This window comes from Streptomyces sp. NPDC058469 (assembly GCF_042721125.1).
In the GTDB taxonomy this organism is placed as follows: Bacteria; Actinomycetota; Actinomycetes; order Streptomycetales; family Streptomycetaceae; genus Streptomyces.
Map to the genome: position 1 here is coordinate 19,484 of NZ_JBHXME010000126.1, position 13,762 is coordinate 33,245.

Annotated in this window: 15 protein-coding genes and 1 pseudogene; 14 read left to right on the forward strand and 2 right to left on the reverse strand. The window is 67.4% G+C overall.

All coding sequences use genetic code 11. The features are described 5' to 3' along the window. Positions 1-94: 94 nt before the first annotated feature. From ACFWP5_RS38030 to ACFWP5_RS38080, 11 genes are all read left to right on the forward strand, one after another. Entirely contained in the window at positions 95-1,414 is a 1,320-nt protein-coding gene (locus ACFWP5_RS38030; RefSeq protein WP_384167545.1) for an MraY family glycosyltransferase, read from the forward strand. A gap of 294 nt (positions 1,415-1,708) precedes the next feature. Continuing rightward, positions 1,709-2,122: a hypothetical protein gene (locus tag ACFWP5_RS38035; RefSeq protein ID WP_384167548.1), complete on the forward strand. Its 414-nt coding sequence runs from the start codon at positions 1,709-1,711 to the stop codon at positions 2,120-2,122. A 224-nt stretch (positions 2,123-2,346) separates the two neighbouring features. Beyond that, positions 2,347-3,168, forward strand: a complete 822-nt coding sequence (atpB, locus tag ACFWP5_RS38040; RefSeq protein ID WP_384167551.1) for a F0F1 ATP synthase subunit A — start codon at positions 2,347-2,349, stop codon at positions 3,166-3,168. 75 nt (positions 3,169-3,243) lie between these two features. Beyond that, a complete protein-coding gene (locus ACFWP5_RS38045) occupies positions 3,244-3,480 on the forward strand; it encodes an ATP synthase subunit C (RefSeq protein ID WP_043683105.1) in 237 nt (78 codons plus the stop codon). 43 nt (positions 3,481-3,523) lie between these two features. Then, positions 3,524-4,066, forward strand: coding sequence for a F0F1 ATP synthase subunit B (locus ACFWP5_RS38050; protein ID WP_384167554.1), 543 nt, complete (start codon positions 3,524-3,526; stop codon positions 4,064-4,066). 2 nt (positions 4,067-4,068) lie between these two features. Continuing rightward, on the forward strand, positions 4,069-4,884 hold the full coding sequence (locus tag ACFWP5_RS38055) for a F0F1 ATP synthase subunit delta (protein WP_384167581.1): 816 nt from the start codon (positions 4,069-4,071) through the stop codon (positions 4,882-4,884). A gap of 130 nt (positions 4,885-5,014) precedes the next feature. After that, the gene (atpA, locus tag ACFWP5_RS38060) at positions 5,015-6,604 is read left to right on the forward strand and encodes a F0F1 ATP synthase subunit alpha (RefSeq protein ID WP_384167557.1); all 1,590 of its coding nucleotides are present in this window, start codon (positions 5,015-5,017) and stop codon (positions 6,602-6,604) included. Between the two features lie 20 nt (positions 6,605-6,624). Next, on the forward strand, positions 6,625-7,542 hold the full coding sequence (locus ACFWP5_RS38065) for a F0F1 ATP synthase subunit gamma (RefSeq protein WP_384167560.1): 918 nt from the start codon (positions 6,625-6,627) through the stop codon (positions 7,540-7,542). Next, complete coding sequence (atpD, locus tag ACFWP5_RS38070; RefSeq protein WP_384167563.1) at positions 7,542-8,978, forward strand: F0F1 ATP synthase subunit beta; 1,437 nt, start codon at positions 7,542-7,544, stop codon at positions 8,976-8,978. Before ACFWP5_RS38065 ends, atpD begins: the two co-directional genes overlap by 1 nt. 111 nt (positions 8,979-9,089) lie before the next feature. After that, positions 9,090-9,464, forward strand: coding sequence for a F0F1 ATP synthase subunit epsilon (locus ACFWP5_RS38075; protein WP_366325322.1), 375 nt, complete (start codon positions 9,090-9,092; stop codon positions 9,462-9,464). A 169-nt stretch (positions 9,465-9,633) separates the two neighbouring features. Continuing rightward, a complete protein-coding gene (locus ACFWP5_RS38080; protein WP_384167566.1) occupies positions 9,634-10,080 on the forward strand; it encodes a DUF2550 domain-containing protein in 447 nt (148 codons plus the stop codon). 48 nt (positions 10,081-10,128) lie between these two features. On the opposite strand, the gene ACFWP5_RS38085 is transcribed toward ACFWP5_RS38080, so the two are convergent. Continuing rightward, positions 10,129-11,955 carry a glycosyl hydrolase family 18 protein gene (locus ACFWP5_RS38085; protein ID WP_384167569.1) on the reverse strand — a complete coding sequence of 609 codons (1,827 nt, stop codon included), beginning with the start codon at positions 11,953-11,955 and terminating at the stop codon, positions 10,129-10,131. A 252-nt stretch (positions 11,956-12,207) separates the two neighbouring features. On the opposite strand from ACFWP5_RS38085, the gene ACFWP5_RS38090 reads away from it, so the two are divergent. Together ACFWP5_RS38090 and ACFWP5_RS38095 are read left to right on the forward strand one after the other, a co-directional pair. Then, positions 12,208-12,489 (forward strand): type II toxin-antitoxin system Phd/YefM family antitoxin, encoded by a 282-nt coding sequence (locus tag ACFWP5_RS38090; protein ID WP_384167572.1) that lies wholly within the window; start codon positions 12,208-12,210, stop codon positions 12,487-12,489. Further along, positions 12,486-12,733, forward strand: a pseudogene (locus tag ACFWP5_RS38095) (type II toxin-antitoxin system RelE/ParE family toxin). The gene ACFWP5_RS38090 and the pseudogene ACFWP5_RS38095 overlap by 4 nt, the downstream one beginning before the upstream one ends. 7 nt (positions 12,734-12,740) lie before the next feature. On the opposite strand, the gene ACFWP5_RS38100 reads toward ACFWP5_RS38095, so the two are convergent. Continuing rightward, the gene (locus tag ACFWP5_RS38100; protein WP_384167575.1) at positions 12,741-13,313 is read right to left on the reverse strand and encodes a cob(I)yrinic acid a,c-diamide adenosyltransferase; all 573 of its coding nucleotides are present in this window, start codon (positions 13,311-13,313) and stop codon (positions 12,741-12,743) included. A gap of 205 nt (positions 13,314-13,518) precedes the next feature. Here ACFWP5_RS38100 and ACFWP5_RS38105 point away from each other — a divergent pair. After that, positions 13,519-13,762 (forward strand): 3-hydroxyacyl-CoA dehydrogenase NAD-binding domain-containing protein (locus tag ACFWP5_RS38105; protein ID WP_384167578.1); only part of this gene is annotated, 244 nt, incomplete at its 3' end.

Consider the following 13,762-nt stretch of genomic DNA (forward strand, 5'->3'; position numbering starts at 1 on the left):
TGCAACCATCGTCGCTACCCGGAAGTCCCCAACCATATGCGTCCCTCGCTAGGGTGTGGGGCTGTGATGGCCAGCGAGACCTGTGGGGAAGCCTGTGCGTGAATACCTGCTGACGCTCTGCGTGACGGCCGCGGTGACGTATCTGCTGACCGGGCCGGTGCGGAAGTTCGCGATCGTGGCCGGAGCGATGCCCGAGATCAGGGCCCGCGACGTGCACCGGGAACCCACTCCGCGGCTCGGCGGTATCGCCATGTTCTTCGGTCTGTGCGCCGGCCTGCTGGTCGCCGACCACCTGACCAACCTCAGCGAGGTCTTCCAGAACTCGAACGAGCCGCGCGCCCTGCTCTCCGGAGCGGCCCTGATCTGGCTGATCGGTGTCCTGGACGACAAGTTCGAGATCGACGCCCTGATCAAGCTGGGCGGCCAGATGATCGCCGCCGGCGTGATGGTCATGCAGGGTCTGACGATCCTGTGGCTGCCCATCCCCGGCGTCGGCAACGTCGCGCTGACCCAGTGGCAGGGCACCCTGCTCACGGTCGCCCTGGTCGTCATCACCATCAACGCGGTCAACTTCGTCGACGGCCTCGACGGCCTGGCCTCCGGCATGGTGTGCATCGCCGCCGCCGCGTTCTTCCTGTACGCCTACCGGATCTGGTACTCGTACGGCATCGAGGCCGCCGCCCCGGCCACGCTCTTCTCGGCGATCCTGATGGGCATGTGCCTGGGCTTCCTGCCGCACAACATGCACCCCGCGCGCATCTTCATGGGCGACTCCGGCTCGATGCTGATCGGCCTGGTGCTGGCCGCGGGTGCGATCTCCATCACGGGACAGGTCGACCCGGACGCGCTGCAGCTGTTCGTCGGTTCCGAGAAGGCGGCGGTGCACCAGACGGTGCCGGTCTACATCCCGCTGCTGCTGCCGCTGACGATCATCGCGGTGCCGGCCGCCGACCTGGTGCTGGCGATCGTGCGCCGCACCTGGCGCGGCCAGTCGCCGTTCGCCGCGGACCGCGGCCATCTGCACCACCGGCTCCTGGAGATCGGCCACTCGCACAGCCGGGCGGTGCTGATCATGTACTTCTGGTCGGCGCTGATCGCGTTCGGGGCGCTGTCCTACTCGGTCAACTCGGCCTCGATGTGGATCGTCCTCGGCATCGTCATCCTGAGCGCGATCGGCCTGCTGCTGCTCCTGCTGCCGCGCTTCACCCCGCGTGCGCCGCGCTGGGCCGAGCACCTGGTGCCGCCGCGATATCGCCGTCGCGGGGCCGCAGTTGACCCCGTGGCGGTGCTGGCGGAGGAGGACCGCGAGCCGCGTCCCCCGATTGTCGCCGGAGTGTCAGGAGTCAACGGGGCGACCGCAGTCGGCCCCCGTTCGCGCCTCCTGGACGGACGTAAAGCGGAGTCCTCGCGCTGACGCCAAGGTAAGAATCTGACTAAAGCGTTGCCATCTCGTGGGAGGACAAAGCCTCCCCATACCAGACAAGTTGGACGTTATTCTGCACAGACGCGCAGGGTCACTCTCATGTGTGACAGCAACCACACCTTCTAGGTAAAGACCGCATCAAATAGTTTGTGATACGGTTCACGAGAACCCGGGACAGAGCCGAAGGACCGTAGTGCGAGGGTCCATTGGCGTGAGGTTCTCTCTCATCCCGGGACTACGCTCGTCCATGACGACACGCCCCCCTTAGCAAGCGGAGTTGCCGCCATGCCGTCCAATGACGCCCGGATTCTCCTTCAAGCCGCTGTGCCCACAGCTGCCGTCGGCGCGATTGCCGCCGTCGTCAGTGGTGTGGTCGCCGGCGGCAAGGGAGCTATCGGGGCAGCCGTTGCGACGCTGATCGTGATCCTCTTCATGGGAATCGGGCTCTACGTTCTGCAGCGCACTGCCAAATCGCTTCCGCACTTGTTCCAGTCGATGGGCCTCATGCTCTTCGCGGCGCAGATTCTTCTGCTGTTCATCTTCCTCGCCGCGTTCAAGCACACCACGCTGTTCAGTCCCAAGGCCTTCGCGTTCACGCTGCTCGCCGGCACCATCGTCTGGACCGCCGCGCAGACCCGTGCCCACATGAAGGCCAAAATCCTCTACGTCGAGCCCGAGAAGTCGGGGCACTCGTCGTGAGAGGTAGGGCCGGGATAAGAGGGCGTAAGAGATCCTGCTATCGTCCGGTGCCAACTGCGGCATCGCGGGCGCGGGCATCTGAGCTGACGCCTGCTCAATCGCGAGGCTTGATGCCCCACTGCCGCCCCACATCCGTAACACCAGTCCAGTGCCGAACCGCGGCTGCGCGCCGCGCCGACACAACGAGGTTGCCGTACCTATGCGCCACGCTGAAGGAGCCCGCGGTGAGTGCTGACCCGACGCAGGTGCTCGCCTTCGAGACCGACTGCCACATCTTCGACGGCTGTGGCTTCCCGGCTCCCGGCCTGCACTCGTTCCTGTTCAAGCCCCTCCTGGGGGACGGCGACAGCAACGTGTACTTCAACAAGCCGATGTTGCTGGCGCTGATCGGCTCGGTCATCGTTGTCGGCTTCTTCTGGGCCGCCTTCCGCAAGCCGAAGGTCGTCCCCGGCAAGCTGCAGATGGTCGCCGAGTCCGGCTACGACTTCATCCGCCGCGGTGTCGTCTACGAGACGATCGGAAAGAAGGAGGGCGAGAAGTACGTACCGCTGGTCGTCTCGCTGTTCTTCTTCATCTGGATGATGAACCTCTGGTCGATCGTTCCGGTCGCCCAGTTCCCGGTGACGTCGATCATCGCGTACCCGATCGTCCTCGCGGCGATCGTGTACATCACCTGGGTCTCGCTGACGTTCAAGCGGCACGGATTCGTCGGCGCCTTCAAGAACTTCACGGGCTACGACAAGTCGCTCGGCCCGGTTCTCCCGCTGGCGATGTTCATCGAGCTGCTGTCGAACCTGATCGTCCGGCCGTTCACGCACGCGGTGCGACTGTTCGCGAACATGTTCGCGGGCCACACCCTGCTGCTGCTCTTCACGATCGCCAGCTGGTACCTGCTCAACGGCATCGGCATCGCCTACGCGGGTGTCTCGTTCGTCATGGTCCTCGTGATGACGGCCTTCGAGCTCTTCATCCAGGCCCTGCAGGCGTATGTGTTCGTGCTGCTGACCTGCACCTTCATCCAGGGCGCGCTCGCCGAGAACCACTGAGCACCCCCCACCAGAACCCCCCTTAGCGTCCGGTGGCCAACCCCCGCCGGTCCGTACAGATAAGGAAGAATCAGCATGGCTGCCACTGAGACCCTCGCTGCCGTCTCCGGTTCGCTCGGCTCCATCGGCTACGGCCTCGCCGCCATCGGTCCCGGCGTCGGCGTCGGCATCATCTTCGGCAACGGCACCCAGGCTCTTGCCCGTCAGCCCGAAGCTGCCGGTCTGATCCGCGCCAACCAGATCCTCGGCTTCGCCTTCTGTGAGGCGCTCGCCCTCATCGGCCTGGTCATGCCGTTCGTCTACGGCACCTGATCGACCGCGATCAGCGACAGCCCACTAGACGAAAGGCACTGACATGAGCCAGCTGCTCATTCTGGCGGCCGAGAAGGAGAATCCTCTCGTCCCGCCGATCCCCGAGCTCGTCATCGGCCTGATCGCCTTCGTCATCGTCTTCGGCTTCCTCGCCAAGAAGCTCCTCCCGAACATCAACAAGGTTCTGGACGAGCGCCGCGAGGCCATCGAGGGCGGTATCGAGAAGGCCGAGGCCGCCCAGACCGAGGCACAGAGCGTGCTTGAGCAGTACAAGGCTCAGCTCGCCGAGGCCCGGCACGAGGCCGCGCGACTGCGCCAGGAGGCGCAGGAGCAGGGCGCCACGCTCATCGCCGAGATGCGCGCGGAAGGCCAGCGGCAGCGCGAGGACATCATCGCCGCCGGTCACACGCAGATCGACGCCGACCGCAAGGCCGCTTCGCAGGCGCTGCGCCAGGACGTGGGCAAGCTCGCCACCGACCTGGCCGGCAAGCTCGTCGGCGAGTCCCTTGAGGACCACGCCCGACAGAGCCGTGTGATCGACCGTTTCCTCGATGAGCTCGAGGAGAAGGCCGAGGCGGCTCGATGACTATGCACGGAGCGAGCCGCGAGGCCCTGGCAGCCGCACGTGAGCGTCTCGACGCGCTGACGGACTCCACGTCCGTGAACGCGGCGCAGCTCGCCGACGAACTGGCCGCCGTCACCGCGCTGCTCGGCCGTGAGGTGTCCCTGCGCCGGGTCCTCACCGACCCGGCGCAGGACGGCGAGGCCAAGGCCGCGCTGGCCGAGCGCCTGCTCGGTGGCCAGGTCGGCGGCCCCGCCCTCGACCTGCTGTCCGGCATGGTGCGCTCCCGCTGGTCGCAGTCCCGTGACCTGGTGGACGCGCTGGAGGAGTTGGCGGCCACCGCCGACCTCACCGCCGCCCAGCAGTCGGGCGAGCTCGACGACGTCGAGGACGAGCTGTTCCGGTTCGGCCGGATCGTCTCCTCGAACACCGGGCTGCGCGCCGCGCTGACCAACCGCGCGGCGAGCACCACGGCCAAGGGCGAGCTGCTGAGCAGCCTGCTCGGCGGCCGGGCCAAGCCGGCCACCGAGCGACTGGTGACCCGCCTGGTGACCGCGCCCCGGGGACGTAGCCTGGAAGCGGGACTCGAGTCCCTGTCCAAGCTCGCCGCCGAGCGCCGCAGCCGCCTGGTCGCGGTCGTCACCACGGCGGTCCCGCTGAGCGACCCGCAGAAGCAGCGCCTGGGCGCCGCCCTCGCGAAGCTCTACGGCCGCCCCATGCACCTGAACATCGACGTGGACCCCGAGGTCCTCGGCGGCATCCGGGTGCAGGTCGGCGACGAGGTCATCAACGGCTCCATCGCGGACCGCCTCGATGACGCCACCCGCCGCATGGCGAGCTAGCAGCACAACAACAAAGACGTAGTAAGGCGGCCCGAGTTGGGCCGTGCAGAGGATTCACCTCGTTCAGGGGGGAGTCCCAACATCCCCCCAAGTGAAACTTCGGGCCCAACAAGGAGAGCAGGGAACCCAGATGGCGGAGCTCACGATCCGGCCGGAGGAGATCCGGGACGCGCTGGAGAACTTCGTCCAGTCGTACAAGCCGGACGCGGCCTCGCGCGAGGAGGTCGGTACGGTCACCCTTGCCGGCGACGGCATCGCGAAGGTCGAGGGCCTGCCCTCGGCCATGGCCAACGAACTGCTGAAGTTCGAGGACGGCACCCTCGGTCTCGCGCTCAACCTCGAAGAGCGCGAGATCGGTACCGTCATCCTCGGTGAGTTCAGCGGTGTCGAGGAGGGCCAGCCGGTCACCCGCACCGGAGAGGTCCTGTCCGTCGCCGTCGGCGAGGGCTACCTCGGCCGTGTCGTCGACCCGCTCGGCAACCCGATCGACGGCCTCGGCGAGATCGAGACCACCGGCCGCCGCGCCCTGGAGCTTCAGGCCCCGGGCGTCATGGTCCGCAAGTCGGTGCACGAGCCGATGGAGACCGGCTACAAGGCCGTCGACGCGATGACCCCGATCGGCCGTGGCCAGCGTCAGCTGATCATCGGCGACCGCCAGACCGGCAAGACCGCCCTGGCCGTCGACACGATCATCAACCAGCGCGACAACTGGCGCTCGGGCGACGTGAACAAGCAGGTCCGCTGCATCTACGTCGCCATCGGTCAGAAGGGCTCCACCATCGCCTCCGTGCGTGGTGCGCTCGAAGAGGCCGGCGCCCTTGAGTACACGACCATCGTCGCCGCCCCGGCGTCCGACCCGGCCGGCTTCAAGTACCTTGCGCCGTACACCGGTTCGGCCATCGGTCAGCACTGGATGTACGACGGCAAGCACGTCCTCATCATCTTCGACGACCTCTCCAAGCAGGCCGACGCCTACCGCGCCGTGTCCCTGCTGCTGCGCCGTCCGCCGGGCCGCGAGGCCTACCCGGGTGACGTCTTCTACCTGCACTCCCGTCTCCTGGAGCGCTGCGCGAAGCTCTCCGACGAGATGGGCAAGGGCTCGATGACCGGTCTGCCGATCGTCGAGACCAAGGCAAACGACGTCTCGGCGTTCATCCCGACCAACGTCATCTCCATCACCGACGGCCAGTGCTTCCTGGAGTCGGACCTCTTCAACGCCGGTCAGCGCCCCGCGCTGAACGTCGGTATCTCCGTCTCCCGAGTCGGTGGTTCCGCCCAGCACAAGGCGATGAAGCAGGTCTCCGGCCGACTGCGCCTCGACCTCGCCCAGTACCGCGAGCTGGAGGCGTTCGCCGCCTTCGGTTCCGACCTGGACGCCGCGTCGAAGGCGCAGCTGGAGCGCGGTCAGCGTCTGGTCGAGCTGCTCAAGCAGCCGCAGTACCAGCCGATGCCCACCGAGGACCAGGTCGTCTCCGTGTGGTCCGCGACCACCGGCAAGATGGACGACGTACCGGTCGCCGACATCCGCCGCTTCGAGAAGGAGCTCCTTGAGTACCTGCACCGCAAGGAGCAGGGCCTCATGACCTCCATCAAGGAGGGCGGCAAGATGTCGGACGACACCCTCACCGCCGCCGCGGACGCGGTCGCCGAGTTCAAGAAGCAGTTCGAGACCTCGGACGGCAAGCTCCTCGGCGAGGACGCCCCGGCCGCGGCCAAGTGACGTAGGAAGGGACCTGACTCATGGGAGCCCAGCTCCGGGTCTACAAGCGTCGCATCCGATCCGTCACCGCGACCAAGAAGATCACCAAGGCGATGGAGATGATCGCCGCCTCGCGCGTCGTCAAGGCGCACCGCAAGGTGCAGGCCTCGACGCCGTACGCGAAGGAACTGACGCGTGCGGTCACGGCGGTCGGTACGGGTTCCAACACCCGGCACCCGCTGACCACCGAGGCCGAGACGCCGACCCGTTCCGCGGTGCTGCTCCTCACGAGCGACCGCGGTCTGGCCGGCGCCTTCAACTCCAACGCCATCAAGGCCGCGGAGCAGCTGACCGCACGTCTCGAGGCCGAGGGCAAGGAGGTCGACACGTACATCGTCGGCCGCCGCGGTGTCGCCCACTACAACTTCCGTGAGCGCAAGATCGCGGGGCAGTGGACCGGCTTCACCGACGAGCCCACGTACGCGGACGCGAAGAAGGTCGCGGCTCCGCTGATCGAGGCCATCGAGCGGGACACGGCCGAGGGCGGCGTGGACGAACTCCACATCGTCTACACCGAGTTCGTCTCGATGATGACGCAGACGGCGATCGACAGCCGGCTGCTGCCCCTCAGCCTCGAAGAGGTCGCGGAAGAGTCGACGCCCCAGGGCGAGATCCTTCCGCTGTACGACTTCGAGCCGTCGGCGGAGGACGTCCTGGACGCCCTGCTGCCGCGGTACGTCGAGAGCCGTATCTACAACGCGCTGCTCCAGTCGGCTGCCTCCAAGCACGCCGCCACCCGCCGCGCGATGAAGTCGGCGACCGACAACGCGGGAGACCTGATCACCACGCTCTCCCGTCTTGCCAACGCGGCCCGCCAGGCCGAAATCACCCAGGAAATCAGCGAGATCGTCGGTGGCTCCGCAGCCCTGGCCGACGCGACCGCGGGGAGTGACAAGTAATGACGACGACAGTTGAGACGGCCGTTGCCACGGGCCGCGTCGCCCGGGTCATCGGCCCGGTCGTCGACGTGGAGTTCCCCGTCGACGCGATGCCGGAGATCTACAACGCTCTGCACGTCGAGGTGGCCGACCCGGCCCTGGACGGTGCGAAGAAGACGCTGACCCTGGAGGTCGCCCAGCACCTGGGTGACGGCCTGGTCCGCACGATCTCGATGCAGCCCACCGACGGTCTGGTCCGCCAGGCCGCGGTCACCGACACCGGCAACGGCATCACCGTTCCGGTCGGCGACTTCACCAAGGGCAAGGTGTTCAACACCCTCGGTGACGTGCTGAACAGCGACGAGAAGTACACGGGCGAGCGCTGGTCCATCCACCGCAAGGCCCCGCGCTTCGACGAGCTCGAGTCGAAGACCGAGATGTTCGAGACCGGCGTCAAGGTCATCGACCTGCTCACCCCGTACGTCAAGGGTGGCAAGATCGGCCTGTTCGGCGGTGCCGGTGTCGGCAAGACGGTGCTCATCCAGGAGATGATCTACCGCGTCGCCAACAACCACGACGGTGTCTCCGTGTTCGCCGGTGTCGGCGAGCGCACCCGTGAGGGCAACGACCTCATCGAGGAGATGGCCGACTCGGGCGTCATCGACAAGACGGCCCTTGTCTTCGGCCAGATGGACGAGCCCCCGGGCACCCGTCTGCGCGTGGCCCTGGCCGGTCTGACCATGGCGGAGTACTTCCGCGATGTGCAGAAGCAGGACGTGCTGTTCTTCATCGACAACATCTTCCGCTTCACGCAGGCCGGTTCCGAGGTCTCGACCCTGCTCGGCCGGATGCCCTCCGCGGTGGGCTACCAGCCGAACCTGGCCGACGAGATGGGTCTCCTCCAGGAGCGCATCACCTCGACCCGCGGTCACTCGATCACCTCGATGCAGGCGATCTACGTCCCCGCGGACGACCTGACCGACCCGGCCCCGGCCACCACCTTCGCCCACCTCGACGCGACGACGGTTCTGTCCCGTCCGATCTCCGAGAAGGGCATCTACCCGGCCGTGGACCCGCTGGACTCCACGTCCCGCATCCTGGACCCGCGCTACATCACGGCGGAGCACTACAACACCGCGATGCGCGTCAAGACGGTCCTGCAGAAGTACAAGGACCTCCAGGACATCATCGCGATCCTCGGTATCGACGAGCTGGGCGAGGAGGACAAGCTCACCGTCCACCGTGCCCGTCGCGTGGAGCGCTTCCTGTCCCAGAACACCCACGTCGCCAAGCAGTTCACCGGCGTCGACGGGTCGGACGTCCCGCTGGACGAGTCGATCGTGGCCTTCAACTCGATCATCGACGGCGAGTACGACCACTTCCCGGAGCAGGCGTTCTTCCTCTGCGGTGGTATCGAGGACCTGAAGGCGAACGCGAAGGAGCTGGGCGTCTCCTGACCCCGTGCTTCACCTGAGGGGGTGGGGCGTGTCCCACCCCCTCTTTCACGCCCACTAGAATTGAACCCAACACCCGGCACGACCGCCGGGTGGTGACCCGAGGAGCCCACCTTGGCTGCTGAGCTGCATGTCGAGCTCGTCGCCGCGGACCGCCAGGTCTGGTCCGGCGAGGCCACCCTGGTCGTCGCGCGCACCACGTCCGGCGACATCGGCGTCATGCCCGGTCACCAGCCGCTGCTCGGTGTGCTGGAGTCGGGCCCGGTGACCATCCGTACGAGCGACGGCGGGACGGTCGTCGCCGCGGTGCACGGCGGTTTCATCTCGTTCGCGGACAACAAGCTGTCGCTGCTCGCCGAGATCGCCGAGCTGTCGGACGAGATCGACGTCCAGCGCGTGGAGCGGGAGCTGGAGCGTGCGAAGGCGGAGGGCGATGCCTCCGCCGAGCGCCGCGCGGACGTCCGACTGCGTGCGGTGGAGACGCGCTGAACTGGGGGTCCCTCCCAGGCCCTTAAGGCTCTGGGGGATTCGACGCGATGACGTGACTCAGCCGCGGCTGGGACCGGAGGAATCCGGCCCCAGCCGCGGCTGAGGCGAATGTGGGTGTTTTTTCCGTTCCGTTACCTGTTTTACCTAGGAGACGAGGAGGTCGGTGTCGATGGTCCTCGCTCTGACTGTGTGCGGAATTGTCGTGGCCCTTGTGGCGGTGGGGCTGTTCGTCTTCGGCCTGCGCCGCAGACTCATCCAGCGCTCCGGCGGCACCTTCGACTGTTCGCTCCGCTGGGACGTCCCGGAGAAACCCGACACCAACGGCAAGGGCTGGAGCTACGGCGTCGCCCGCTACAACGGCGACCGCATCGAGTGGTACCGCGTCTTCTCCTACGCCTACCGCCCGCGCCGCACGCTGGAACGCTCGGCGATCGAGGTGGCCGGCCGCCGTCTCCCCGAGGGCGAGGAGGAGCTGGCCCTGCTCTCCGACGCGCTCATCCTGACCTGCCTGCACCGCGGCACGCGCCTCGAACTCGCGATGAGCGAAGACGCGCTGACCGGTTTCCTCGCGTGGCTGGAAGCAGCCCCGCCCGGTCAGCGCGTCAATGTCGCCTAGTTCTCTGTCACTTGGTTCTTTGGAGCTTGGTTCTTTCCGGTAACTCGGCTACGACAGCCCGCTGTTGATGGCGCTCACCAGCTCGCCGTTGCTGGTGTCACCGCTGAAGTCCCAGAAGAACGCGCCGCCCAGACCCTGGGTCTTGGCCCAGCTCATCTTTCCGGCGATCGTGCTCGGGGTGTCGTAGGACCACCAGTTGGTGCCGCAGTGGGCGTACGCCGTGCCCGCGATGGTGCCGGTGACCGGGCAGGAGGTCTTGAGGACCTTGTAGTCCTCGATGCCCTGTTCGTAGGTGCCGGGCGCCGGGCCTGTGGCCGTGCCGCCCGGGGCGTCCTGGGTGACACCGGTCCAGCCTCTGCCGTAGAAGCCGATGCCGATGAGGAGCTTGCTCGCGGCGACGCCCTTCGACTTGAACTTGGCGATCGCGTCGGCCGTGGTGAAGCCCGGTGTCGGGATGCCGCTGTAGGTGGTGAGCGGGGAGTGCGGGGCGGTGGGGCCGGTCGCGTTGAAGGCGCCGAAGAAGTCGTACGTCATCACGTTGTACCAGTCGACGTACTGGGCCGCGCCCGCGTAGTCGGCGGCGTCGATCTTGCCGCCGGAGGTGCCGTCCGCCGTGGTGGCGGCGGTGACCAGGTTGCTGGAGCCGAACTTGGTGCGCAGGGCGGACATCAGGTTCTTGTACGCCGCCGCGCCGCTGGTGTCGCAGGACAGGCCGCAGGCGTTCGGGTACTCCCAGTCGATGTCGATGCCGTCGAACACATCGGCCCAGCGCGGGTCCTCGACCAGGCTGTAGCAGGAGTTGGCGAACGCGGTCGGGTTGGCCGCCGCCTGCGCGAAGCCGCCGGACCAGGTCCAACCACCGAAGGACCAGAGGATCTTGATGTTCGGGTACTTGGCCTTCAGCTCGCGAAGCTGGTTGAAGTTGCCGGCCAGCGGCTGGTCCCAGGTGTCGGCGACGCCGCTGACGGACTGGTCGGCGGTGAACGTCTTCTGGTAGTCGGCGTAGGCGTCACCGATCGCGCACTGCCCGTTGGTCACGTTGCCGAAGGCGTAGTTGATGTGCGTGATCTTCGCGGCCGAGCCGGACGTCACCAGGTTCTTGACCTGGTAGTTGCGGGTGTAGGTGCCCCACTCGGTGAGGTACCCGAGCTTGACCGCGCTGCCGGTGGCCGGGGGAGTGGTCGTGCCGCCCGTGGTGTGCACCGCGACCGCGCCGCTGACCGGTCCGGTCTGGTCGGCGGTGTCCCGGGCCTGCACGGTGTACGAGTAGTCGGTGCCGGCGGTCAGGCCGGTGTTCGTGTACGACGTCGTCGTCACCGTGGCGACCTTGGTGCCGTCGCGCAGGACATCGTAGTTCTTGATGCCCTTGTCGTCGGTGGCCGCGCTCCAGGACAGGTTCACCGAGGTGTCGGCGATGGAGGAGGCGGTGGGGGTGCCGGGCGCGGAGGGGGCCGCGTCACCGGGGACCGTGGTGCCGCCGTCACAACTGCCGCTGTTCAGCAGACAGTTGGAGGGCGAGCCGGAGCCGGCGCCGTTGAAGCCGAAGGAGACGGAGGCGCCCGCGGCGATGGTGCCGTTGTAGGACTTGTTCTTCGCGGTCCAGTGGGTGCCGGAGCTGGTGACGTCAGCGTCCCAGGCCGAGGTGACGGACGTACCGGAGGGGAAGTCCCACTCGACCGTCCATGAACTGATCGCGCTGGTACCGGTGTTCTTGACGGTCCACTGGCCGCCGAAGCCGGTGCCCCAGTCGCTGGTCTTGGCGAAGGTGGCGGTGGCGGTCGACGCGGCCTGGGCGGGGCCGGCCAGACCGACGAGAGCGGCGAGCGGAAGCAGCAGGGTGGCGAACCCGGCAACTGCTCGATGTCTGAAGCGCATTGAGCGCCTCCTCGGGGGTGTCGGGGATGTCGGGGCGCGACTGAGCCTTCGCACCCACAGTGCCGCGAGAATAGAAAGGTCTGGACCACGGGTCAATAGGTCTGGACCACTTCGGTGTGGGTGTGCTAAACCCCCAACTCGCGCACTGGCGCCCCCGCTTGGCCCCGGCTGCCCGGCGCCGCCTTCCCCGACAACCGGCTGACGTGGGCCTTCGTCGTGGCCTCCGCGCCGGGAGACGAGGACACTGGCCGGATGGGCGACTCCGCATCTGTGTCCGTCCGCGAAGCGCGGGCCAGTCTGACGCGACTCCTCGACCGAGCCGCAGAGGGGGAGTCGACCGTCATCACGCGTGGTGGCATCGCCGTGGCCGCGATCGTGCCCATAGAGGAGTACGACGCGCTGGAGGAGGCGGCGGACGAAGTGCTTACACGGAAGGCCCTGCGGACTCTTGCCGAGGAAGGCGACGTACCGCGCGCCACCCTCGCGGACCTGCTCGCGGACATCTTCGGCAGGCCGGCGCCGGACGGGGTGTGACGTACGCCTTCGAGTTCACCGCCGCCCGCCGCCCGCCGCCAGCTCAAGGCCATCGAACGGACGACGGCTCTGCGCATCCTCCACGCGCTGAGCCGCCTTGGCGACCACCCGTACCGCGAGGACGCGGACGTGAAGAAGCTGTCGGGCCACGACGACCTGTACCGACTACGCGATCGACGACGGCAGGCTCGTCGTCCTCGTCGTCGAGGTCGGGCATCGCCGGGACATCTACCGTCGTCCCTGACAGCCGGTCAGCGCTCCCCGCCCGGTACCCACAACACGTCCCCCGCCTCCTTGTTGGCGGTCCGGGCCAGGATGAACAGCAGGTCGGACAGGCGGTTCAAGTAGGTCGCCGTCAGCGGGTTCATCACCTCGCCGTAGGCCTCCAGCGCCGACCACGTCGAGCGCTCCGCCCGGCGTACGACCGTGCACGCCTGGTGGAGCAGGGCCGCGCCCGCCGTGCCGCCGGGGAGGATGAAGGAGCGGAGTTTGTCCAGATGCTCGTTGAAGTGGTCGCAGTCCGACTCCAGCTTGTCGATGTAGAACTGCTCCACCCGGAGCGGCGGGAACTCCGGGTTCTCGACCACCGGCGTGCACAGGTCCGCGCCCACGTCGAAGAGGTCGTTCTGGACGCGGGTGAGGACCTTGACGATGTCCTCGTCGAGGGCGCCCAGCGCGATGGCCGTGCCGATCGCCGCGTTCGCCTCGTTGGCGTCGGCGTACGCCGAGATCCGCAGATCGGTCTTGGCGACCCGGCTCATGTCGCCGAGGGCGGTGGTGCCCTGGTCGCCGGTCCTGGTGTAGATGCGCGTCAGATTGACCATGCGGCCAGCGTAGTTAGGCCCCGGGGGTTCGGCGAAGGGGGTCAACTAGGCCGTACGGGGGGTCGAATGACCCGAGCCGGTGTGATGTCCGTCAGATGAGACGTGACGCGCGTTACTTACCGGTCACACAGCGCCGCACCTTCGCTAGTGTCCGCCGAGAGGCATACGGATACACGCTGTAAGCGTTTCAAAGGGGAGTCGCACAGTGGCACGGAAGCTTGCCGTCATCGGCGCCGGACTCATGGGTTCCGGTATCGCCCAGGTCTCCGCGCAGGCGGGCTGGGACGTCGTCCTGCGCGATGTCACCGACGAGGCCCTGAAGCGTGGCACCGACGGCATCAAGGCCTCGTACGACAAGTTCGTGAGCAAGGGCAAGTTGGAGGCGCACGACGCCGACGCGGCTCTTGGACGTATCGTCGCCGCCGCTGAACACGGCGTAGCCGGTCAGG